General features: G+C 36.4%; 23 protein-coding genes. 10 read left to right on the top strand and 13 right to left on the bottom strand.

Going from position 1 to position 23,652, the window contains the following annotated elements:
- Positions 1–178: 178 nt before the first annotated feature.
- Positions 179–664: an allophycocyanin subunit alpha-B gene (locus tag AsFPU1_RS15165; protein WP_124978181.1), complete on the bottom strand. Its 486-nt coding sequence runs from the start codon at positions 662–664 to the stop codon at positions 179–181.
- Positions 665–846: 182 nt separating this feature from the next.
- Between AsFPU1_RS15165 and AsFPU1_RS15160 the strand changes: the two genes are divergently transcribed.
- Complete coding sequence (locus tag AsFPU1_RS15160; RefSeq protein WP_124978184.1) at positions 847–1,881, top strand: Gfo/Idh/MocA family protein; 1,035 nt, start codon at positions 847–849, stop codon at positions 1,879–1,881.
- 266 nt (positions 1,882–2,147) lie between these two features.
- Here AsFPU1_RS15160 and AsFPU1_RS15155 read toward each other — a convergent pair whose 3' ends face one another.
- Positions 2,148–3,035, bottom strand: a complete 888-nt coding sequence (locus tag AsFPU1_RS15155; RefSeq protein ID WP_124978186.1) for a hypothetical protein — start codon at positions 3,033–3,035, stop codon at positions 2,148–2,150.
- 31 nt (positions 3,036–3,066) lie between these two features.
- Positions 3,067–3,573, bottom strand: coding sequence for a hypothetical protein (locus AsFPU1_RS15150; RefSeq protein WP_124978188.1), 507 nt, complete (start codon positions 3,571–3,573; stop codon positions 3,067–3,069).
- Positions 3,574–3,903: 330 nt separating this feature from the next.
- Here AsFPU1_RS15150 and AsFPU1_RS15145 point away from each other — a divergent pair, with 330 nt between their 5' ends.
- The 4 genes from AsFPU1_RS15145 (at position 3,904) to AsFPU1_RS15130 (ending at position 7,952) form a co-directional block, all read left to right on the top strand.
- On the top strand, positions 3,904–5,157 hold the full coding sequence (locus AsFPU1_RS15145) for a glycosyltransferase family 4 protein (RefSeq protein ID WP_124978190.1): 1,254 nt from the start codon (positions 3,904–3,906) through the stop codon (positions 5,155–5,157).
- 544 nt (positions 5,158–5,701) lie between these two features.
- Positions 5,702–6,430: a GUN4 domain-containing protein gene (locus AsFPU1_RS15140; protein WP_124978237.1), complete on the top strand. Its 729-nt coding sequence runs from the start codon at positions 5,702–5,704 to the stop codon at positions 6,428–6,430.
- A 1-nt stretch (position 6,431) separates the two neighbouring features.
- Positions 6,432–7,454, top strand: coding sequence for a phosphoribosylformylglycinamidine cyclo-ligase (gene purM, locus AsFPU1_RS15135; RefSeq protein WP_124978192.1), 1,023 nt, complete (start codon positions 6,432–6,434; stop codon positions 7,452–7,454).
- 297 nt (positions 7,455–7,751) lie between these two features.
- Positions 7,752–7,952, top strand: a complete 201-nt coding sequence (locus tag AsFPU1_RS15130; protein WP_227873659.1) for a hypothetical protein — start codon at positions 7,752–7,754, stop codon at positions 7,950–7,952.
- Here AsFPU1_RS15130 and AsFPU1_RS15125 read toward each other — a convergent pair.
- From AsFPU1_RS15125 to ureA, 5 genes are all read right to left on the bottom strand, one after another.
- Positions 7,949–8,146, bottom strand: coding sequence for a hypothetical protein (locus tag AsFPU1_RS15125; RefSeq protein WP_124978196.1), 198 nt, complete (start codon positions 8,144–8,146; stop codon positions 7,949–7,951). The genes AsFPU1_RS15130 and AsFPU1_RS15125 overlap by 4 nt on opposite strands.
- Before the next feature lie 238 nt (positions 8,147–8,384).
- The gene (locus AsFPU1_RS15120; protein ID WP_227873660.1) at positions 8,385–9,206 is read right to left on the bottom strand and encodes an urease accessory protein UreD; all 822 of its coding nucleotides are present in this window, start codon (positions 9,204–9,206) and stop codon (positions 8,385–8,387) included.
- Between the two features lie 290 nt (positions 9,207–9,496).
- A complete protein-coding gene (gene ureG, locus AsFPU1_RS15115; RefSeq protein ID WP_124978198.1) occupies positions 9,497–10,114 on the bottom strand; it encodes an urease accessory protein UreG in 618 nt (205 codons plus the stop codon).
- Positions 10,115–10,135: 21 nt separating this feature from the next.
- Entirely contained in the window at positions 10,136–10,504 is a 369-nt protein-coding gene (gene ureB / locus AsFPU1_RS15110; RefSeq protein WP_124978200.1) for an urease subunit beta, read from the bottom strand.
- Positions 10,505–10,509: 5 nt separating this feature from the next.
- A complete protein-coding gene (ureA, locus tag AsFPU1_RS15105; RefSeq protein ID WP_124978202.1) occupies positions 10,510–10,836 on the bottom strand; it encodes an urease subunit gamma in 327 nt (108 codons plus the stop codon).
- Between the two features lie 206 nt (positions 10,837–11,042).
- Here ureA and AsFPU1_RS15100 point away from each other — a divergent pair, with 206 nt between their 5' ends.
- Positions 11,043–11,504 carry a hypothetical protein gene (locus AsFPU1_RS15100; RefSeq protein WP_227873661.1) on the top strand — a complete coding sequence of 154 codons (462 nt, stop codon included), beginning with the start codon at positions 11,043–11,045 and terminating at the stop codon, positions 11,502–11,504.
- A gap of 163 nt (positions 11,505–11,667) precedes the next feature.
- Here AsFPU1_RS15100 and AsFPU1_RS15095 read toward each other — a convergent pair whose 3' ends face one another.
- Both AsFPU1_RS15095 and AsFPU1_RS15090 read right to left on the bottom strand, forming a co-directional pair.
- On the bottom strand, positions 11,668–13,611 hold the full coding sequence (locus AsFPU1_RS15095; protein ID WP_124978204.1) for an FAD-dependent oxidoreductase: 1,944 nt from the start codon (positions 13,609–13,611) through the stop codon (positions 11,668–11,670).
- A 268-nt stretch (positions 13,612–13,879) separates the two neighbouring features.
- Positions 13,880–14,173, bottom strand: a complete 294-nt coding sequence (locus AsFPU1_RS15090) for a Mo-dependent nitrogenase C-terminal domain-containing protein (RefSeq protein WP_124978206.1) — start codon at positions 14,171–14,173, stop codon at positions 13,880–13,882.
- A 204-nt stretch (positions 14,174–14,377) separates the two neighbouring features.
- Here AsFPU1_RS15090 and aqpZ point away from each other — a divergent pair, with 204 nt between their 5' ends.
- Both aqpZ and psb34 read left to right on the top strand, forming a co-directional pair.
- Positions 14,378–15,142 (top strand): aquaporin Z, encoded by a 765-nt coding sequence (aqpZ, locus tag AsFPU1_RS15085; RefSeq protein WP_124978208.1) that lies wholly within the window; start codon positions 14,378–14,380, stop codon positions 15,140–15,142.
- Positions 15,143–15,320: 178 nt separating this feature from the next.
- Positions 15,321–15,506 carry a photosystem II assembly protein Psb34 gene (gene psb34, locus AsFPU1_RS15080; protein ID WP_124978210.1) on the top strand — a complete coding sequence of 62 codons (186 nt, stop codon included), beginning with the start codon at positions 15,321–15,323 and terminating at the stop codon, positions 15,504–15,506.
- 246 nt (positions 15,507–15,752) lie between these two features.
- On the opposite strand, the gene AsFPU1_RS15075 is transcribed toward psb34, so the two are convergent.
- The 3 genes from AsFPU1_RS15075 to AsFPU1_RS15065 all read right to left on the bottom strand — a co-directional run bounded on the left by AsFPU1_RS15075 (position 15,753) and on the right by AsFPU1_RS15065 (position 18,991).
- On the bottom strand, positions 15,753–16,298 hold the full coding sequence (locus AsFPU1_RS15075) for a Uma2 family endonuclease (RefSeq protein ID WP_124978212.1): 546 nt from the start codon (positions 16,296–16,298) through the stop codon (positions 15,753–15,755).
- Positions 16,299–16,681: 383 nt separating this feature from the next.
- Positions 16,682–18,181: an energy transducer TonB gene (locus AsFPU1_RS15070; protein ID WP_124978214.1), complete on the bottom strand. Its 1,500-nt coding sequence runs from the start codon at positions 18,179–18,181 to the stop codon at positions 16,682–16,684.
- A 534-nt stretch (positions 18,182–18,715) separates the two neighbouring features.
- Positions 18,716–18,991 (bottom strand): hypothetical protein, encoded by a 276-nt coding sequence (locus AsFPU1_RS15065; protein ID WP_124978217.1) that lies wholly within the window; start codon positions 18,989–18,991, stop codon positions 18,716–18,718.
- Positions 18,992–19,282: 291 nt separating this feature from the next.
- Between AsFPU1_RS15065 and AsFPU1_RS15060 the strand changes: the two genes are divergently transcribed.
- The gene (locus AsFPU1_RS15060; protein ID WP_124978219.1) at positions 19,283–22,297 is read left to right on the top strand and encodes an FAD-binding and (Fe-S)-binding domain-containing protein; all 3,015 of its coding nucleotides are present in this window, start codon (positions 19,283–19,285) and stop codon (positions 22,295–22,297) included.
- A 523-nt stretch (positions 22,298–22,820) separates the two neighbouring features.
- Complete coding sequence (locus AsFPU1_RS15055) at positions 22,821–23,222, top strand: fasciclin domain-containing protein (RefSeq protein WP_124978221.1); 402 nt, start codon at positions 22,821–22,823, stop codon at positions 23,220–23,222.
- The last annotated feature ends 430 nt before the right edge of the window (positions 23,223–23,652 follow it).

Genomic DNA, 23,652 nt, shown 5'->3' with positions numbered 1-23,652 from the left:
TAGCAGTCTGCCGCCCCAAGACCAACCCGACAATCTCCCGCCGTACGACGGCGGGAGAGGATGCGGGCGCGCTGCCTTGTCGGGAGCGCGAGATAAAAATCATAGCATCAATCAGCAACGCCACCATTCCCAAAAATTAGAGACGCAATATTTTGCGTCTCTAAGACTTGTTTGAAAATTAGGACATTTCCTGAATCATGTAATCGAAATAGGGAGCAGCTTCTCTGGCATCTTCATTATTAAGCAATCCTAAAGCAGCCTCTTTGAGACAGCGAATTGCTTCTACCATACCAGGAACAGGAACATTGAGGGAGTTATACATTTCTTTAACCCCAATTAACCCGATTTTTTCAATGGGTTCTTTGTCCCCTGCGAGAACTCCATAAGTCACTAGACGCAAATACCAGCCATAATCACGCAAACATTGATTATACTGGCGTTGACCATAGGCATTACCCCCAGGAGCGCGGAAGTCAGGTCGTTTTTGAAACAACTGCTTCTGAGCTTGGTCAACAATTTTCTTTTCGTTTTCGGCGAAAGTCTCAGCAATACGAATACGCTGTTCTCCCGTTTTTAAAAAACTTTGGATACCCATAAGTTCGCCACTACTGGGATATCGGAGTTGATCGTCTGCTTTGAGTATAACTTGGCTAACTACGCTCATGGTGCTGCTATAAACAAAAATCTAATATCATAATGTAGTTTAGCTTGAGTTGTGTGCAAATCAGCCATTAGTTATTAATAATCAGCAAAAAAAATCTCAGCATATTTTTGTCACAATATAATAATTAGTAATATTTCTTAAAATTAAGGCATAATAAAAGACTAAATATTGAGTATGGTTGTATGAAAACTCGACTAGCTATTTTAGGGGTTGGACGGTGGGGAACTCATCTGCTAAGGAATTTTTTGGCCCATCCTCAGGCCGAAGTAGTAGCGATCGCTGATCCTAATTTAGATAATCTCACACAATGTCAAGCTAAATTTGGACTGGAGGAAAAGGGTATTATAATTACCTCAGATTGGCAAATTCTACCGCAAATAGGGTTAGATGGGTTAGTAATAGCAACTCCAGCTTGTACCCATTATCGTCTAATTAAAGAGGCTTTAGAATTAGGATATCATGTCTTAGCGGAGAAACCCCTAACCCTTGACCCCTCAGAATGTCTAGAGTTAACTCGTTTGGCCCAACAACAGCAACGACAGTTAATGGTAGATCATACTTATTTATTTCATCCTGCGGTTAAACGGGGACAAGAGATAGTCACTGACGGACAATTAGGGGAATTACGTTATGGTTATGCTACTCGTACCCATTTAGGGCCAGTACGTCAAGATGTGGATGCTTTATGGGATTTAGCTATTCATGATATCGGGATTTTTAATCATTGGTTGGGAGAACAACCGACTGCGGTACAAGCCCAAGGACAAGTTTGGTTACAACCTAATTATAAGACGGTTCACTCTCCTAAAGGACTCGCTGACATGGTTTGGGTCAGATTAATTTATAATAGCGCATTTGAAGCGATAATTCATTTATGTTGGTCTAATCCTGATAAACAAAGACGACTGTGTGTAGTGGGAAGTCAAGGTAGTTTAATTTTTGATGAAATGTCGTCTGATGCACCTTTAACCCTACAAAAAGGTTATTTAGAACCACAAGAAACACGATTTATTCCTCAAGGACAAATAAGGGAGGTTATTGAATTAGAAAAAGCCGAACCATTACAACAAGTTTGTGATCGCTTTTTAGAAACTATTCGCACCCAAAAATCTTGTTCAATTTCGTCAGGTTGGCTTGGCACTCAATTAGTTCAAATTCTTAGTTGTATTAGTATTTCTTTACAACGTCAAGGAGAAATTATAACTATAAATTACTAACTTTTTGGTAAGTATTCAGAGTTAAAAATATCGATTCTATGGAACAAGTTATTTTAAATAATGTCTACACCACAGACCTTATGTCTGATACTATAAAAACCAAGTCTCCGAAGGGAGACTAAATTAAACCTGCGTAGGCAGGTTTTGTCTTTATAGCTTAACCCGATCGGGTTTAAGCCTATAATTTCTAATAGTAGTTAATTGTTAATTTGTAAGTAGGGGGTATTATAGAACGTAGTGCGTCGCAAACCCCCTTAATTGTTTAATTATATTTCAGCTACTGCACGTTCAATTAATCGTCTGGCTAAAGTTTGAGTTCCTGTATGTTCATAATAATTAGTAGTCACATCCAGAAAAGCCGCTAAATAGTCTAATTTATCTTCTGAATATTCAATGAAACTACCCAACCGACTAAACAGTTGTTGCGGGTTTAAATTTCGATCTCCCACAAAACTAGACATCCAACCTTTAACCGAATCAAAACTATTGCCAATAAAATCAAGTTGACCACTGGTATTATTCCCAGGAATTAACTTTTTGACTTGATTAAAAGCTGAATTCTCCTCTAAATCTTTGGGAGAAATATTAGATAAACTTGATTGAACTTTTAAGATAAAATCTGGCCCGAAAGGAATTAAACCATCCAAACAAACTAAGGCAGCCATCCGCATTAATGATTCTCCGCTATAATCTCCTAAAGAACCAACAAAATCCCCAATACTATCCCCAGGAATGCCATTTATTTGACAAAAAGCTACTAATTCCACCACTAATTTCAGGGATAAATCAATCGCTTGAGCTTTATCAGGGTTTGGGGTAATATGGTTTAAAAATCCCAAAAGAGGAATTTTCTCCCCGATTTTATTGGCTAATGCGGCTGCTCCTAATGCACTATCAGCACTATCAACAGTTTGATATAACCATAAAGCATTTTGATAGCCTTGAGACTTATCATTAAAAAGGAAAACAGCGCGATCGCCGATTTGTTGGATCATTTCTTCATCAGTTTCTCCCGTCACCTCACGGATAGTATTCTCAAACCCGACCAAATTTTGCCACTCACCAGGAACGACAAAATCAAGGGATTTAAGTACCTTAATGGTCATATTATCCGTAGGCAGTTCGTTAACAAGTTCGTAGATAGATTTACTCATGATTATTACCTGGGTTTATTGCTATGATTAATTAGTTGAGTTTTGCTAGGCCATCGAGATTAAATTTTTCTAACCAAGCTTGGCGATCGCTCTGAGTAAAAGAAGGATCACGGGAAAGCACTTTGACCTGAAACCGTTTTCCGACTAATACTGCAGTCCCAGTTTTCCCCTGTTCAACAGAAGGATAACCATCAATTTTTTGTGAACTTGACTTAAACTTAGTCATAGCACTGGGATTATTAAGGACATCAGAAATAGCCATTACAGCTACTTCCTTGCCATCTTGTTTTAATTTAGCTTCAGCAAAGCCCTTTTTCTCCTGAGAATAAACTCGCTCATAACCATCACTAGAAGGGGGGAAAAAGCGATTAAACTGACCCCCTGTGGCAGATTCACTAACAACTGCACTTGCACCTCGTTGGGTACTTTCTTGTTGAGCTTGATCAAATCTTGAAGGGGCTTTAGTTGCACAAGAACTAACGAATAAGAGAGTGGATAAGAGTAAAACCGTCAAAAATTGGCGTAATTGAAACAGCATATCTTGTATCCTTTCCTTAGCTTAAAGGTTGATTGATCTTAATTTTGGCTTATGGAGTTATTATTGTCGATGTTACCAAGTAGTTGACAATTGATAATTGACAATTAACAATTTAGGAATAATGAAATTTCCGTTGTCGATTGTTGTACCCTGATCAAATTTTTACTGTCTTATGGTAAAAACTTCTTGACCTTTCCGAATTGTTGAGATTGAATGAGAAAGACCATAATTTTAAAATCGACTTATTTTATGAACAGCCGAAGCCTTTTTAGGCGTGAAAAGCCGTTCTATAACCGATTAACTATCTAATTTACCAGAACCGTTGAGCAGATGCGAATCCTAATTTATTCTTATAATTACCATCCTGAACCTATTGGGATTGCTCCTTTGATGACAGAACTAGCAGAAGGTTTGGCAAAGCGGGGCCATGAAGTTCGAGTAGTAACCGCTATGCCCTGGTATCCGGCCAGTGAAATTTCTCCTGAGTATCAGGGTAAACTGTATTTAACAGAAGAATGTAATGGAGTTAAAATTCAACGGTGTTATGTTCATATTAACGGAAAAAGAAATTTACTTAACCGTGTTCTCTTTGAACTTAGTTTTGTGTTCCTGAGCTTTTTTCAAGCTTTATGGGGTAAACGTCCTGATGTCATTTTTTTGACCATTCCTGGCTTACCTGTAGCTGTTCCTGCGGCTATTCTCAGTTGGATCTATCAAAGCCCTATTATTTTAAACCTACAAGATATTTTGCCTGATGCGGCAGTTCATGTGGGGTTAATTCGTAATAAAACAATCATTAAATTGTTTCAATATTTAGAAAAATTTGCTTATAAAACTGCGACGAAGATTAGTGTAATTGCTGATGGATTTACTAAGAACTTACTAGAAAAAAAAGTTCCCTTAGAAAAAATCATTGAAATTCCCAATTGGGTTGATATTAATTTTATTAAACCTTGCTCAAAATCTAATAATGAGTTTCGTCTAAAAAATAAATTAGTGGGTAAATTTGTTGTCATATATTCGGGGAATATTGCCCTAACTCAACCCTTAGAAGTCTTAATTGATGCAGCAGCCAAATTAAAGCATATTCTTGATATTGTAATAGTTATTATCGGCAAAGAAGAAGCCTTAGAAAGATTAGAAAGATATCGTCAAAGAAAAAAAACTGATAATGTCATTTTACGACCCTTTGAACCAAGAGAAAAACTCTCCGAAATGTTAGGGGCAGCTGATGTGGGAATGGTGATGCAAAAAAGTAATGTTATTGCTTTTAATATGCCCTCAAAAATTCAAGTCTTATTAGCCAGTGGTCGTGCTATTATTGGGTCAGTTCCCCCAGAAGGTACAGCAGCAAGAGCTATTAAACAAAGTGGCGGTGGAATAGTAGTTTGTCCTGAAAATTCTAAAGCGTTGGCAGCAGCTATTGAACAATTGTATTTAAACCCTGATTTAGTTAGTCGTTTAGGACAACAAGGTAGACAATATGCTAAACAATATTATGCTTTTGAGGCAACTTTAGATCGGTATGAGGAATTATTAGAATCTGTGATGCAACCCAGTAAAAAAAAACATCAACTTTTGTAATATTGAGATCTTCTTTAATAAATCTTAATGATTTTATTTCATACTATTTAAGGTTCTAGGGGACAAACTATGCTAAACTAACTAATTAGGATAAGGCTAAAGCCTTATCTTAATAGAAACAAAGTCCGCGAAGGTGGACTCAATTATAGGTTGCGTAGGCAACCTTGGTTTGTATAGCTTAACTCTTGAGAGTTAAAGTCTATTATTTGTGATAATTTAGCATAACTTATCCGGTAGAACCGAAATCGCTTAATCGCTGATTTGTAGCATAATGGGTCAGATTGCAATATAATGGTGTTGATGCGCAAGCGGTGCAAAACACAATGCCTTTGAATGGGAGTGTTTTAAACCCGAAATTCAATTAAATGGCTAGTTAACCTCAAGAACCAAGAGGTGAAAAACAGGTAATTTAAAGTGCTTTCAAGTTTTTTGGAAGCTTTGAGGGATACCTCATTTTAGGTGATTAAACCTAAATACTATTGCTGTATAGTGCTTCTTTGTGTCGCATTCTACTGCATAAATGTATCAGTTAACGGATGATTTCATGACCGACCAGCAAACTGCTACAGTTGAGCCTAGTAACGATAATCTTGCCTCTCTAGAGAGTAAATTGATAAATGGGTCAGAAAAAGAGCAACTTCAACTAATTGCCCAATTAATCGACCTCGGTGAACCAGGTTGGGAAATTTTGATGACTTTTTTGCCGTCGTCTGGTTTGACTCCTAATGCTGTTACCGGAAAAGTTTACCAATCTCTCTATCAGATTAAACAAACAAAAGCGCAAGAATTTCTCCAAAATAACTTTCCTGATGGGATAATTCCCCTTAAATCAGAGCTTAATATTGATTATCGTCCCCTGAGTCACTTACTCATTGAACAGAAGTTTCAAGCAGCCGATACCCTCACCCGACGCAAACTCTGTGAATTAGCCGGAAAAGACGCTATTCAGCGTAAATGGGTTTATTTTACAGAAGTTGAGCAATTTCCCCCTACCGATTTACAGACTATTAACTCCCTGTGGCGGGTTTATTCAGAAGGAAAATTTGGCTTCTCAGTTCAACGAAAAATTTGGCTGTCACTCGGACAAGATTTTGTCAAATTATGGCCCAAAATTGGCTGGAAACAAGCAAATAATTGGACTCAGTACCCCAACGAATTTATCTGGGATTTAAGCGCACCTGTAGGTCATTTGCCCCTATTAAATCAATTGCGTGGGGTTAGAGTGGCTGCTTCCCTATTCTCCCATCCCGTTTGGTCTGAGGAAAAATCATAACATGGATTATCGAGATGCTGGGGTAGATGTGGAAGCGGGGCGTTCTTTTGTCGAAAAAATCCGTAAAAGGGTTGAAAGTACCTATCGTCCTGGAGTTTTGGGTGGATTAGGGGGATTTGGCGGTTATTTTGAAATTCCTCAAGGTTATCAACATCCTGTCTTAGTTTCTGGAACTGATGGAGTCGGGACTAAGTTAAAAATTGCTCACAGTTTAAACCGTCATCAGACCATTGGTATTGATTTAGTGGCCATGTGTGTTAATGATGTTTTAACCTGTGGTGCAGAACCTTTGTTCTTTCTTGATTATTTGGCTACGGGCCACCTCAATCCCCAACAACTCAGTGAAGTGGTGGAGGGTATTGTAGAAGGGTGTCAATTGAGTGGTTGTGCCTTATTAGGGGGAGAAACCGCCGAAATGCCTGGATTTTACGGGGCCGGAGAATATGACGTGGCCGGTTTTTGTGTGGGTATTGTGGAGAAAAGTAAGCTTCTCGATGGCTCACAAGTTAAAATTGGGTCTGTGGCTATTGGTTTGGCTAGTAGTGGGGTTCACAGTAACGGTTTTAGTTTAGTCCGCAAAATTATGGCGGTAAATGGGTTAAATTTGAGCGATAAGCCTGAATTATTGGGGGGTCAATCTTTGGGAGAGGCACTCTTAACCCCTACTCGTCTCTATGTTAAAGCGGTTTTAGATGGGTTAAAATCGGGATTAGAGATTCAAGGAATGGCTCATATTACGGGGGGAGGTTTGCCGGAAAATCTGCCTCGTTGTTTGAATAAGGGTCAATCTATCGGAATTAATGGCAAAAGCTGGCCGATTTTACCGATTTTTCAATGGCTGGCTCAAATAGGTGAGATTAGCTCATCGGCTATGTTTGAGACTTTTAATATGGGTATTGGTTATGTGGTGATTGTTTCAGCCCAAGACGCGCAAAAAACCCTTGATTGGTTTGAAAATCAAGGCATTGCGGCTTATCCCATCGGTGAAGTCATTCCTGGAACCGGAACCTTAGTTTGGGAATAACTTAGTAGGTTTTGCCTAAATGTAGGTTGGGTTGAGGTACGAAACCCAACAACCTGAGTTCGACATAAGGTAATTTCTCCACGACGAACTCCTAACACCCAACTCAGGTCAACAAGACCCCTGTGCTGTGTTGGGTTTTACTATCGTTCAACCCAACCTACTATCAATGACGTTAGTATTTTGTAACACAATCAAGCTTGTTTGTCAACTTGTTGCAATATTAATTTACATTAGTTACCATAGACTCAAGGGTGGCTCGAATTACCCGATCAACCAAATGCAATGGAGTTATTAGTCATGCAAAAACAACAATCAAGGCAAAAAATGAGCCTTATTGCCTTCCTATTTTTTATGATGGGTGCTATACACCTTTATGGATATATCCAGGGTAATGATCAACAAAACAACTCTCTAACGACGCTAAACGGGAGTCAGTTTATCAAAATCACCCTAGTAGGGGTTACATTAGCTGGAATCTTAGAAATTTTAGTCAGCTAAAAATGTAGGTGAATATATTCATCAATATAGCTAAGGGATTGTCCATTGGCTTGTTTTTGTAATATTTCTTGATGTGATAGGTCAATTTTGGGGTTAACATTATTGTCAGAAGTTGAGTTTACTTCTGTTATTGACTTATACTGACCAATTTTAAGCCAATTATGACCAAACCATTTCGACCTTGTTAACGTCATGACTTTTCCTTCCCTTTGGATTAAATCCCTAGACTTAAAAGCCTATACGATAAACGGGACATGGCAATTCCCCCAAGAGTATGAATTATGAATTATGAATTATGAATTATGAATTATGAATTATGAATTATGAATTATGAATTATGAATTATGAATTATGAATTATGAATTATGAATTATGAATTATGAATTATGAATTATGAATTATGAGTTGTTGTGCATTTAAACTGCCTATTTGTTAAAGCAAAAACTGACGAAAGCAAGTCAGCGCATAACTTAGATACTTTTTGAATCCATAAGTTCCCTGAGCGATCGCTCGAATGACTAACCCTTTATTTTGGGGTAAAATGGAGGTGGCTATCCTAACGCCTGGACAATTAAATTTGTCTATTTTTTCTAAGTGTTCTCTTAATAAAGAAAGATTAGCTTGAGGTAAAATCATAATTATATTACCTAAAATTGGAGCAGATGTAAAAATATTACTATGTTTAAAAAGGTTATTTTTACCTTCTAATATTGTGGCATCAATTAGCAATAATTCTCCTGATAAAGAATTAATTTGTAGACGATTCATATAATAATTAAAGTCATAAAATTCACCTCTTGCTAGTCTTCCAGGTACAATTATTTCACTCCAAAATAAATTAGCAGTCGGATGACAATTAATTTTAATGCTTTGTTCTAATGTTGACTCTTGGAATAAGATAATTGGTTCAGGACAAAATTCTAAGGTGGCATTTTCTTCGATTTGAACCTCATAATTAATCGTTGCTTTTGTGTCTAAATATGGCATAGGATGAACTTTAGTTGCAGATTGATCTGTTAAAAAAAGTTGTGTGTTACTCTTTAATTTTAACTCAATATTAAGACTATCATTAGCTAATAATCCTGGAGAGGTACTGGTCAGATAAAGATGGGTACGAGATGGGTTAGTAATATCAGGACGAAAAGCGCGAGAAATGCCTAAAGGTTGAGCCGTATATTGATGAGTAATAATTGTCTTATTTTGCTCTTTTATTAAGATTAATTCTAAATTTTTTTGATAGTTAAGATTTTTCAATTTGTCCTCTATTTTTACTCACTAAATAGATTATAATGTCATTGCATTTTAACTTACAGCCAATTTGGTGTATTAAGATTTGGTTTTGTTGGGTTTCGTACCTCAACCCAACCTACAATCTATCAATAATTAAATGTATAAAGTCATTGGGAGACACGAAGCAATCTGTTGGGATTTAGCGGTATTTTATTTAATGTTGTATACTTACATTTAGTTATACCTACTGGACTAATATAGCTAATTGGGTGTATTAAGATTGGGTTTTGTTGGGTTTCGTGCCTCAACCCAACCTACAATCTAAAAAATAGAATTTTTTGTTTAATAAATTTGATTACTTCTTCTAACCCTTCTCCTGTTTTACAATTAGTATAAATAATAGGTTTACTTTGACGGTATAGAGGAGCTTCTTGACGAATTAAATCTAAATTTGCCCCCACATAAGGAGCAATATCAATTTTATTAATAACAACTAAATCAGCTTGAGAAAATCCTGGTCCTTTTTTACGTGGAATATCATCACCTGCACCAACATCGATGACAAATATATAAGAATCTACTAAATCATAGCTAAAAGTAGAAGCAAGATTATCTCCTCCACTTTCAATAAATATGATATCTAGTTGAGGAAAAAGTCCTTCTAAATCTTCTAAAGCTAATAAATTCATAGTCGGATCTTCTCTAATTGCCGTATGGGGACAACTCCCCGTTTCTACTCCAATAATACGTTCAGAAGGCAAAAAACCGCGACTTTTTAGACGGTCTGCATCTTCAGTCGTTAATAAGTCATTGGTAATAACAGCGACTTCAATTCCCTGAGCAATTAATCGGGGAATAATACATTCTAATAAAGCTGTTTTGCCACTACCAACTGGCCCACCTATTCCTAATCTTGCTACTGATTTTTTCATGTTTAATCCCTACATATATATTTATAATGGGCCGTTAACAAGTCCATTAAATCCATAAATTTCCCGTCTTCCTCCAAAGGGAATTAGCTCAATTTCTTTGGCATCTTCATCAGAAGGTTCAAATCTAATCGCTGTCCCCGATGGAATATTTAAACGCATTCCTCTAGTGGGATCATCAGGAGAATATCGTGCGATTAGAATGAGTTTTCTTGCTTCATTTTCATAAGTTATCTTAAAAAATATTAAAGCATCATTAACTTCATAAAAATGAAAATGAGAACCTACTTGAACTGGGCGATCTCCTTTATTAGCGACCATAATTGTTAAAGTTTCCCGTCCAATATTTAATTGAATTTCTCCAGATTTTGTGATAATTTCTCCAGGAATCATGTATTTTACTCCAAATTTAAACGATTGATTAAAGTAATAGGTTCATGAACAGTAACTAATTTTGTGCCATCAGGAAAAGTTGCCTCTATTTGTACCTCATGAATCATTTCTGGTATTCCTTCCATAACATCTTCTTGAGTTAATAATGTTTTACCTTCACTCATCAATTGTTCAACTGTTTTACCCTCTCTAGCTCCTTCTAATATAGCAGCCGAAATATAAGCAACTGATTCAGGATAATTAAGTTTTAATCCTTTTGCTTTGCGTCTTTCTGCAACTAAAGCTGCTGTAAAAATCAGCAATTTGTCTTTTTCTTGGGGGGATAATTGCATTTAGTTTCTCCGGTTACATATTTGTTAGCATATCCAATTTTGGCCACTTTTAACACAGTTTTTATAAAATTATTAGAAGTCTTTAAACTATATTTTATTTCCTTGATCTTTTTTAAAGATTTCGTGACTTTACAGGTTAAATTCATCCATCAAGAGAAAATAATAGTAACATAGAGGAACAAGCAAATGGTATTAGTACGATAATCATGAAAATGAATCTAACTTTTTTTAAGACAACGCCTTATTTAATTTTAAGCACTTTAATCACGTTTTGTACATTAGGAATATCTCCTAGTATGGCACAAGTTAAAGACACTCAAGTTAATAAGTTAGTCGAAGCTATCCGCAAAGCTGCCCCTCTTAATAAACCTAAAGATGGAATGTATAGTGATTGGCAAGTTTTACCAGGTATTATACCAGATTGGACGAAAAGATGTCTAGGTAAATCTATGACTGTTGACCAATTTGAAGCGGATAAAAAAGCAGCACAAAAGACAGTTACTTGTATTGTACAACGAGAATTTGAAACCCAATTTAAAGCTACTAAAAATGAGATGCAAGCAGTTAAAAATACAGCTTGTTGGTGGATGACGGGTAAAATTGATAGCTGTAAAAATGGCACAACAGGAACTTCTGTTGAAAAAGTCCTAACTTTTTATAAAAAGTAACAATAATTTAGGTTGGGTTGAGGAACTAAACCCAACACCTATCAGACTTTTTTGAGTGTAATTTTTCTTGAAGACAACTTATACCAATTCTTCAAAATTTGACTACAGATAGGGATGGTGTAGGGGTCAACGGCCGTTGACCCCTACTTTTTGTGATTTCTTGTTAAATATTCAGTAATCCTTCAGGATTAACTGTTAATAATTCACGTCTTTGTAGCCCTTCTTGTTGTAAAATTTGGTTAGCTGCTAATAAGCCACTACTGACTGCTCGTTCCATTAAACCACAAGGAAAAGGCATTTTTACCCAATCTCCTGCTAATAATAAATTATCAATCTCTGTATTCGTTTCAGGGCGATTATTATAACTATTGGGGGGATATCCTGAGAAATTTTTCTGATTCACTAATTCCCGATGTAATAAGTTAGTTTGAGTTAATTCAGGCACAATTTCATATAATTCCTGTTCAAAGGTATTTAATAGCATTTCTTGAGTAGGAAATTTTATCTCTTTATAACAATAAGCATGTAACTCTACCACACTTCCTCCTGTGCGCTTTGCCCATTCTATAAATTGAGTTTGGATATGATGGTAAAGGGTAATACTATCCGTTAGTTTATATCCCGAAAGAGAGGTAAAATCACTATATTTCCACTCAAAATCTCGATCAAACCAAAAACGAGCAACTGCAAAAGGATCAGCAATAGCTAATTCCTCTATTTGTTCTGTCATTTTAACATTAATTTCTCCCTTAATTAACCGTCCTAATTGTTTAATTCCTGGCACATCAGTAGCAATTATATAATAATCTGCTTCTATGGTTTGTGTGTTATCTGGAGAATTAGGAGAAACTCCTACTAACTGCACTGATTCATTATTTCGCTGTTGAATTTTATAATGAGGTAAATCTTGTTTTGCTGGCCCTTTGATCACCTTTCCTTGAGCATCATATAAGGCCCCATGACAAGGACATAAAAAAGTTCCATCTGTTTGTCTTCCGACGGTACAACCTTGATGAGTACAGGTTAAAGAGATTGCCTCTTGACTTTCTGAATCTGAAATAAAAACCCCATCACTTCCTCCATAATATTCTATTTTATTATCACTTAAAAAAGTATTTTTTTCTATCCAAAAAGGAACATTATTTTGAGCAGTACCTACCTGATAACTTAAAGAGGTGATTTTACCTTGCTGACAATTAATTTGACTAACAATTGCTTCAGAAATAATTTGTCCTTGGTTACGTTTAATCGCTTCAGAAATGGGATTAACTAAACTGGTTCCCATGTCATCTTTAGTTCCATTAAAAGCTAATCCTTCAGGATTTCCAAAAAAATAAAAATGAAAAAATTGTAATAATTCTCCCGCACTTAATGTATCTGGTGCATTTAAGGTTGATCTAGCAAAGGGAAGAAAATATAAATCATAAAGTCCTTGAGGAAACCCTTTCTTATGCCATTCAATAACTGAAATGCTATCTAATTGAGCAAAACTTTTAGGAATTTTAAATCCACTAATTGCTTGAAAAACTTGCCAATGAGACAGGTTAATTAAATTAATGCCCCACTTTAAACGATTAGGCGACCAAAAAGTTAAATCTATTATATTCCAAGGAAAAGCAGAGTGACTGGGATAAAATTTCTCCGGTTGATAATTTCCTTCACGAAAGACCACAGAATAAAAATTTAACGATTTAAAATTATTAGTAATGTCTAATTCTTGAACAATACTTTTTAGGTTATAATATTGAGGAAAAAAGCCATGAAATCCATGTTCCATTTTAAAAGTTTCGTTTCCCATATTAATTGTCCAACTTGCAATTTTTCCCCCTAAATTGGGTGATTTTTCTAATAATGTTACCTGAAAACCTCGCTGACTTAATTCATAAGCACAAGCTAAACCTGCTAACCCTGCACCGATGACAACGACTGATTTAGATTTACTTAATTTATAAGGTAAACTTAAGCTATCTTGTTGATAAATTGAAGGTTGAGGTTTACTACAACGAGAATATCCTACCATACCTCCTAATGTACTTAATCCTAAGATTTTTAACGCAGTACGACGAGAAACTATCGACAAAGTAGACAAATTTAACAATTGATTCATGAGTCACTAAAATTACTACAGTAACCCATTATCTAATAATTAGAGACAATTAACGAGTTCCTTATTTAATTTAGGAATCCATAAGAACAGTCTTATTGATATTTTTGTAGAAATGTTTGATATAATTGCTATAGTTAGGTAAGTAATATTATGAGTTTATTGGGGAATTAGTTAACGCAGTACGACGAGAAACTATCGGCAAAGTAGACAAATTTAACAATTGATTCATGAGTCACTAAAATTACTACAGTAACCCATTATCTAATAATTAGAGACAATATTGTGTAATATCTTCATTACATTTATCCGCTAAAAAACAAAGAGCGCGAAATCTTAAGCCTATTAATTGATCATAACATGGATTGAGTTTGCATAGGGGTGGAATACGCAAAATAACTTGATTAAATAGACGGATCTCTTTGGCAAAAGGACATTGTGAAGGAATGAATTTAACAAGTTGTCTAGCTAATTTTTCTTCTTGAATTTCCATATTATCTAGCCATGTTTGTAAGCGGGACAAAGGAGAATATATAGCATTATTATTAGATACTGTATTATACATAATGTTGTCTTGTCAAATTTGATTTAACTTATCTATTTCTACTGTATCTATAAATAATGAATATGACAAGAGGTTTTTTATATAAAAAACTTTTATATAAGATTAGTTAAATTAAAGAATCTCTACTACAGTGTGTATAGTTAATAATATCTGCACCATAGTGTGTATACTTAGTAAAATGTCTTTTTTTTTTCAAAGTAAAAAATGAAAAAATATGTAGCCGAATTTTTTGGGACTTTCTGGTTAGTTATAGGTGGTTGTGGTAGTGCTGTGCTTGCTGCAAATTTTGGCGGAGAAACTAATCCTCTCGGATTGGGGTTTTTAGGGGTTTCTCTGGCATTTGGGTTAACGGTATTAACGATGGCTTATGCCGTTGGGCATATTTCTGGAGGACATTTTAATCCTGCAGTTTCTTTTGGATTATTTGCCGGAAAACGGTTTAATGGCTCTGATTTACTTCCCTATATCATGGCACAAGTATTAGGGGCAATTCTCGCAGGATGCGTACTTTTGTTAATTGCTAGTGGTAAGGGAACATTAGATTTAAGTGGCTCAAATCCCTTAGCAACTAATGGTTATGGAGCGCATTCTCCAGGGGGATACAATCTATTATCTGCCCTCATTACCGAAATTGTTATGACATTTATGTTCTTAATAATTATTATGGGAGCAACGGATCGTTTTGCTCCCAGTGGTTTCGCACCCGTTGCTATTGGTTTAGGGTTAACTTTAATTCACTTAATTAGTATTCCTATTACCAATACGTCAGTAAACCCGGCAAGAAGTACAGGAGTCGCTTTATTTTCTGGTAATACGGAAATTATTGCCCAATTGTGGTTATTTTGGGTTGCCCCGATCATTGGTGCTGTCTTAGGAGGATGGTTTTATAAGACTTTCCTAGAAGCGGATGATAAAACTGTCTTGAATTCAATTGATTCTACCTTATCAGAAGAATTAACCAATCGCTGATACCTTTAAGGGTTCAGCTAACACGACTCAGCCCGCGAAAGCGGGCTTTGTTATTTGTTAAGATACCCAGACTCCCACCAGGGGTTTTTACTTGTGATAAAGTTTTATTTATGGAGATTTATTGTAATATATGAATATAATTAACTAAAATAGGAAAAAATTGTTAGGGGATTTTTCTATGCCATATACCAAAGAAGAAGGCGGACGGCTCAATAATTTTGCGGCAGAACCGAAAGTTTATGAGGCGACTCCTCCGAACAAGTCGGAACAACGTAATTATATCATTATGGGAATTGCCGCTTTCTTGTTAATCGGCGGTTTGCTTACTGTTGCTGTTTATGCTTCTGGTAATGTTGCGGGTTAGGTAATTTAGTTCTACCGAACTTGCCATGTAAAATTAATAAATCAATACAGGCTAAAGCCTTATTCTATAAGCACAAAGGCTGTCTACACAGCCTAATTTTAAGCCTGGGTAGCCAGGCTTAGTTCTTATAGCTTAACCCGATCACGTTTAAGCCTGTAATTTGTAATCGTTTTACATCCTAAGTTCGGTAGAACCGGTAATTTTTGGGGAGGGTGAGAATATTCATCCTTCCTTTAAATATTTCGGTTATCGCTGCTGAGTCATGGCCATGATGGCTTTCACTGTCAAGTCTGAGAGATTGTCAAGGGTTGGAAGTATGTCAGTTCCTGCATAAATCAGTGGGAGTTCTTGGTTTTGCCAAACCCAGATTTGTTGTCGCTGAATATCGATCAGCCAAGCAAGTTGAGTCCCGTTGCTTAAGCAGTGTAGAATTTTCTTCTGTAGATCTAATGTGCTTTGATCCGGAGAACGAATTTCAATTAACCAGTCGGGTGAACCTTGTAGTGGGCCATCTTCATCCCAGAGGCGATCATTTTTAACAACGACAATATCAGGGACAGGAGATAGGGGGGGAACGATACATCGAAGTTCTTGGATAGCTTCATAAGCCTTGCTTTGACTGTTAATCTTGTTAACTAGGTTGCGCTGAAGACGGGAATGAAAGAGGGTTGGCATTGGTTTCTGTTTGGCTTGCCCTTGGATGAACTCCCAAGCTGGAGACGTTTCAATGTTGGGTTGCTTGAGAAAAGCATCTAAAGTGTCTAAGCAGTTATTAATGCTAGAAGATTGCATGGTAAATTTACCTAAAAAGTTTAAAATAGTTCTTTAAGTGTTACTCAAAAACTGTCATTCAAATTAATATAAATATAAACTTGGTGCATTACATTTCATTAACGCACCCTACTGGACTTTAGTGTATTAGGATTGGCGGTTTGTTGGGTTTCGTGCCTCAACCCAACCTACATTAAGTAGTCGGACATAAATAAACAATACTATGTTAAGAAATGTAACTAGGTTGTAACCCCTCTCCGGCGCTCCGGCGCTCCCCTGCTCACTTCACCGTAACGTTTATTTTTGTTCAGTTACTTATCCGGTAGGGGTTTAACACGGTTAAACCCGATTAATTGTGGTACAAACCATATAGGTAAGGGGCATAATATATTATGTATCTACCCTTACTCCTCTTTACGGGGTAAGGGATTTCCCAAAGCCCCATTATCGGGAATAACAGATGCTTCTGGTTCTTTTCTACCTGTTGCCGGTGCTGGAGGCACATTAGCAGGTGGTTCTACAGGGGGAAGGGGTTCAGGAACGTTTCTACGGGCTTCTGATGGAGGTGTAACCTGGGGTTTCTCTTGAGGTATGGGAGCAGGTTCAGGCGGGTTTCTACGGGCTTCTGATGGAGGTGTAACAGGAGGTTTCTCTTGAGGTATGGGAGCAGTTTCAGGAGGGTTTCTACGGGCTTCTGATGGAGGTGTAACAGGAGGTTTCTCTTGAGGTATGGGAGCAGTTTCAGGAGGGTTTCTACGGGCTTCTGATGGAGGTGTAACCGGAGGAGTTTCCTGTACTGGAGGAGTTTGTGTATCTGGAAGTTCAGGAGTTTGAGTGCCTCTAGCGATTTGTGGACAAACACTCGGATCAGGGGTAAATACTACTGTTACCCTCGTAGACTGAGAAAAGCCTCTAGAACGGACTTCTTGTAAGCCTTGATTGTTTAAAATACCATAACCAGAACTACGGGTGAGAAAAGGCGGTTGTGCTAGGTTTCCTTGTCCATCTACCACCACATTATAAACAGGTGATCCCTTTAATTGTAGTCCACAGGCGGCTCTCGGATATGTCCCCTGAATGGTAACAATTTGGTTACGTTTCAAAAGTTGACCTGTTTTGCGCATCCACTCTATATCATTCTGGTTAGCTTCTTGATCACTGGTATTATTTCCATTATACCGTAGATTATCCGCCCCTTGTAAGGTAGCAGCTACTAAACGACCAATGCGATCATCTGATGGGGCTGTGGTATCTCTATTATTAGCCCAATTGGGGTTACTCGGAGTATTAACCGCAACCTGTTCTGGTTGTGGGCGATCGCCGTTTCTTCCATTAATTAAATCATCAATGGGAACAGGGGGTTTTAAAGGCTCAAATGTAGGCCGTTGAGGTTCTTGGCTAATTTCTGATCCAGGAAGAGGAGGAAGGGTTTGACCTTGCGGGGGCAGAGGCAGCGATCGCGGTGTAAAATTTTGAGGAATGCGTAAGGATGGTGGGGGGGAGGCAATAGGAAGTCCACCGATGTTAGAATTGCCGTAAAGAGGCGGCAGAGCAGGTAAGGCCGGTAATGTAGGGGGGGCAGGTAAATTATTGAGATAGTTGGGAACAGGGGGTTGTTGAGAGGGAGAGTCTACAACAGGAATGTCTCCCAAAGGAGTATTTGCTAATGGGGGAATATCTGATGAAGATGAGGGATTAGGTAAACGGCTTTGTTCAGCCGGACTTAACTCGATTAATTCGACATTTCTCGACTCATTTTCGGGATTACTTGCCGATAAACTAGCAACACGAGGAAGGATGAGCAATAATACTAAGGCATGAATGCCCACAGAGGTGATAGTTGATAAGCTATTGGAGTTAAACACCCGAATGGGCATAGGTGGAATGAAAGAGGAGGGGGTCATAACCGTTACCAAATCCGTTAGGCAGTTCTGCTTAGTTATTTATAGCAAATGTTGGGCCTTATTGGCAGGGTAATTCACTTTAGTACAATTAGTCGTTGTGATTTCACATCTAAAGTATCATTATTATAGGTTGGGTAGGCAACCTTTGTTTGGTAGGGGTTAACGGCCGTCATTAGTGTCAACTTAGTCCCAAACGCCGACAGGCTAAAGCCTGTGGCTATACCAACAAAGTCCGACGAGCGCAGACTTTACTGTAACATTAGCCTGTGTAGACAGGCTTTGTACAGTTAACCCCACCCTTGGCAGGGTGTGGATGGGATAGTGAGAAAGCTTGCACTGCGTCAAGTTTCGCCTTAAGTTGACACCAATGACGGCCGTTGACCCCTACTATGAAGATTTAAAGTCTATTATGTGATAATAAAGCATAACTTGTCTGGTAGAATCAGAATTTTATCTAATTAATTTTGTCTGTCTACTTAATGACTTATACTACCTGTAGGGTCAATTTATAAATTGACCCTAAAAAGACACACTCTAATCAACTCGTTCGAGTTGCCATAAAATTTGATTGCCTTCTCGTCTAACCCTTGATACAACCCAGTTACGCCAAGACCAATGATCGCCACGACTGGTGACAGCACTAGCATTAATGTCCATCAAATCTGCTAGTTCCGAACTAGTAATTAAATAGCCTTTAAGTGCTATTTCTTCGGCAATGCGTAGGGTTTCTATGAGGTTTTGAATTTCAATAACTCTCTCCTCACGGGTGAGTTCTAGATCTTCTATGCTATTGACAGCAGTGTCCATCATGGTCATAAGGATGTAAATTTTCTGAAATGATAGCTTGAGTAAACAGTGGTTTAAGTGGCTTAAATTACACTAATATCACTATTGTTTATCATAACTGCTTTTTTTTCAATTATTATTTTTATTTTAATTATTTATCAAGGAAAATTGACTTATACTTTTTTCCCAAATGAATTTTGATTCTTTCAGTCTGGTTAGAATATATTGTAATCTAATTTGATTATTTTAAGTTAATTTACTTAATTATCATCTTTTCTATCATTAATATAGATAAAGTTCTATCTTCTTTTTCCTATGATTCCTCGTTTAATTTCTGAAAATAATATTCTTCCCCTCATCTCAGACTTTTTAGCTGCGCTTAAAACAACTAATTTTTCAGGAGAAATTCGGGGTGATTTTGCCACTCGTTTAATGGCTTCAACTGATAATAGTATTTATCAAATTTTACCTCAAGCGGTTATTTTTCCTCGTCAAACTCAAGACATCATTGAACTTTTTACTCTCGCTCAAACCTCGGTTTTTGAATCTATTACTTTTTCGCCGAGAGGGGGAGGAACAGGCACTAATGGCCAATCTCTTTCTCCTAGTATTATTATAGACTGTTCTAAATATATGAATCAAGTCTTAGAAGTAAATATATCTGAAGGATGGGTTCGAGTTCAACCTGGGGTTATTTTAGATCAGTTAAATCAAATTTTGTTGTCTAAAAATGTTTTTTTTGCTCCTTCTCTTGCTCCGAGTAATCGCGCTACAATTGGCGGTATGATTAATACGGATGCTGCTGGCAAAGGTTCCCGTATTTATGGTCGTACGAGTGATCATATTTTATCCTTAACTTGGGTGTTATCTAATGGCACATTAGCTTGTTCTTCTGAGGTTAATCAAGATACTTTAAGTCATCTTAAACAACCGTCAGGGCAGTTAGGTGAAATTTATAGACAAGTAGATGAGATTGTTACGTCTAAAGCAGATTTAATTGCCACAATTTTCCCGAAAATGACTCGCTTTATGACGGGGTATAATTTAGCTAAGGTTTATAATCAAGAGCGAACTATTTTTGATATTAATCGTATTTTATCAGGTTCTGAAGGAACTTTAGCAGTTATTGCTGAAGCTAAGTTAAGATTGACAAAGATTCCTCGATTTACTCAATTATTAGTCATACATTATTCTGACTTTAATTCTGCTTTAAATGATGCTGAAAAACTATTACAGTTTAAACCTACTGCGATAGAAACCCTTGACGAAAAAATATTAAGTTTAGCGAAACAAGATGTTGTTTTTATGGACGTAAAAGATTTTATTAGAGAAGCTAAAGCTATTAATTTAGTAGAATTTATTGGAGAAAATGAAAACTATTTACAAAATATTACTCAATCTTTAATTAGTAATTTACAAAGCCGCTTATCTAATGATAAAGGAATTCTTGGTTATTATTTAACAGAAGATAAAACAGAAATTAGTCAATTATGGATATTAAGAAAAAAAGGAGCAGCTTTATTAGGTAGTTTACCAGGCGATCGCAAACCTATTCCTTTTATAGAAGATACAGCAGTTCCTCCTGATCAATTAGCTAATTATGCCAGTGAATTACAAACATTATTGAATCAATATGAACTTGATTATGCTATGTTTGGTCATGTAGATGTAGGTTGTCTTCATGTTCGTCCTGCTTTAGATATGAAGTCTCCTAAAGATGAAAAACTAATCAGGAAATTATCTGATCAAGTCGTTGCTTTAGTCAGGAAATATGGGGGGGTAATGTGGGGAGAACATGGTAAAGGTTTTCGCAGTGAATATACACCTATTTTCTTTGGAGAAGAATTATATCAAGACTTACGCAAAATTAAGGCTGCGTTTGATCCTTATAATAAATTAAATCCTGGTAAAATTGTTACTCCTTATGGTAGTTTAGATGAGATTGTGCCATTAGAATCTCCCTTAAGAGGACAATTTGATCGTCAAGTTTCTCTTAATTTTAGACAAGAATATGAAGGGGCATTTAATTGTAATGGTAATGGGGCCTGTTTTAATTTTAATCCCCATGAAGTGATCTGTCCTTCCGCAAAACAAACCCGCGATCGCATTCATTCTCCTAAAGGTAGATCAATGCTTTTAAGGGAATGGTTACGTCTGTTAGAAAAAACAGAATTACCTATTACTGAATCTAACAATTTTCTGACAAAAATTAGTAATACTGTTGGAAAATGGTGGGGAATAGAAGACTATTCTCATGATGTATATGAAGCAATGCAAGGATGTTTATCTTGTAAAGCTTGTGTGAGTCAATGTCCTATTCATGTTGATATTCCTACCCTAAAATCTCAATTTTTACAACAATATCATATTCGCTATTTACGTTCATTAAGCGATTATTTTATTAGTCATATTGAAACTTTAGCTTATTATCAATCTTTTGCCCCTGATTTAATCAATAGTATCTTACAAAATCCCCTAAATCATACAATAATAAAATTAGGATTAGGATTAGTTGATATTCCCCCAATTAGTGTTAATACTATCAGACAAACATTAAAACAAAAAAATGCCCCATTATTTGACCTAGAAACCTTATCTAACTTATCCCCATCCGAAAAAAAGAATAGTATTATATTATTGCAAGATGCTTTTACGAGTTTTTATGAATCTAATATTGTTATTGATACATATAATTTTTGGAGTCACTTAGGTTATCATGTTTATGTAGCTCCTTTTTTTGTGAATGGAAAAATTTTTCATGTCAAAGGATTTTTAGATCAATTTAATACAATTGCTCAAAAAAATATTACTTATTTAAAACAACTGGTAGACTTAAATATTCCCCTAATCGGAATAGAACCGAGTATTGTACTTACTTATCGAGATGAATATAGTAAAATAAGCCAAGCAGGAGATATTATTAATAAAGTACAGTTACTTCAAGAATTTATTATTAAGCAAGAAAAACCCTTACCTCAAATTTGTACATCAGACACCTATTATTTATTAGGACATTGTAACGAAAAAAGCCTCGCTTTTAATTCTCAAAAACAATGGCAAGAAGTCTTTACAAAAATGGGAATAGAGCTTAAAATAGTGGCAGTAGGTTGTTGTGGAATGGCGGGAATTTATGGACATGAAACCCAACATTATCAAGATTCTTTAGGCATTTATCAAAGTAGTTGGCAAAAAAAATTACCCTCAACTCCAAACCCTTATTACTTAGTAACTGGATATTCTTGTCGTTCTCAAGTGAAAAGGTTCTCAGGATGGGTTCCTCAACATCCTATACAAACCTTATGTCAATTAATTAATAAATCCCAGGAATAAGATATCGGAACAGCTATTCCAAATAATAATACTCAAGAAAATTCCCTAACAAAAAAGAGTCAGTGATTAATAACAAGCTGACTCTTGTATTTATATTGACTCGATATGTCACCAAGTTGTTAACAAGACAACCCCAAAAATCGCTCTAATTAACGATAAATTTGAGATTATTTATCTCGTAACCCTCTTTGAGGACGTTGAGACAGGTTATATTGTTCCGACAAACTCCTTTCTAGTGATCATAGATTAATAGGTATTAAGGTTAATTGGTTCTACCGGACAAGTTATGTTAAATCAACGTCTATACCACAGACCTTATCTGTGATACTATAGAAACAAAGTCTCCCTTCGGGAGGCTCAATTAAACCCGCGTAGACGGGTTTTGTTTTGATAGTTTAACCCTTAAGGGTTTAAGCTCATAATTTTTAATAGTTTTACATACTAGGTTCGGTAGAACCGGTTAATTTAACGGAAGACAATTAGGCTATAATTAAAAACGCTGTTGATGTTTATCTTGAAGAAAATGCCTGATATTGTTGATATTGCTGTTAATAACGATAACTTTAAAACCTTAGTCGCTGCTGTTAGTGCAGCTAACTTAGTGGATACCTTAAAAAGTCCTGGCCCTTTTACGGTTTTTGCTCCAACGGATGCAGCTTTTGCTAAACTACCTCCAGGAACTATTACTACTTTATTACAAAATATTCCTCAACTGACTCGTATTCTTTGTTACCATGTGGTTTCGGGTAAATTAATGAAGTCTGATTTAGCTAAAGTTGATAGTGTGGCTTCTGTTGAAGGTTCACCTATTTCTATTGATTGTTCTGATGCTTTTGAAGTAAAAAATGCAACCGTTATCATGGAAAATATCGAAGCCGATAACGGGGTAATTCATGTGATTGATAATGTAATTTTGATGGGTTAAAAATAGAGTTTAACCAGGTTAAAACCAATGTAAATGATGTAAGGGCATAATACCATTGATTGGTGTCAACTTAGTCGAAAACGCCGATAGACAGCCGACAGGCTAAAGCCTGTGGCTATCCAACAAAGTCCGACGAGCGCGGACTTGCACTAACATTAGCCTGCTATGCTACGGTTTTGTACAGTTAACCCCACCCTTGGCAGGGTGTGGGTGGAATGGTGGGAAAGCTTTTATGTCTTGGGGTTTCATTTTAAGTTGACACTAATGAATACCATTATGCCCTTTAATGATTTAGTTCAACCTAATGTAATTGTTACTGTTTATATTAATAGCAACTTCAAAAAATGAAACTACAGATTATTGTTCATGAAGCAGAGGAAGGAGGATATTAATTAAAACAAGCAGAGTTGTTAAATAAGTATGATAATTC

It is taken from the genome of Aphanothece sacrum FPU1 (assembly GCF_003864295.1).
In the GTDB taxonomy this organism is placed as follows: domain Bacteria; phylum Cyanobacteriota; class Cyanobacteriia; order Cyanobacteriales; family Microcystaceae; genus Aphanothece_B; species Aphanothece_B sacrum.
This window is presented reverse-complemented; position numbering and strand designations above follow the sequence as displayed.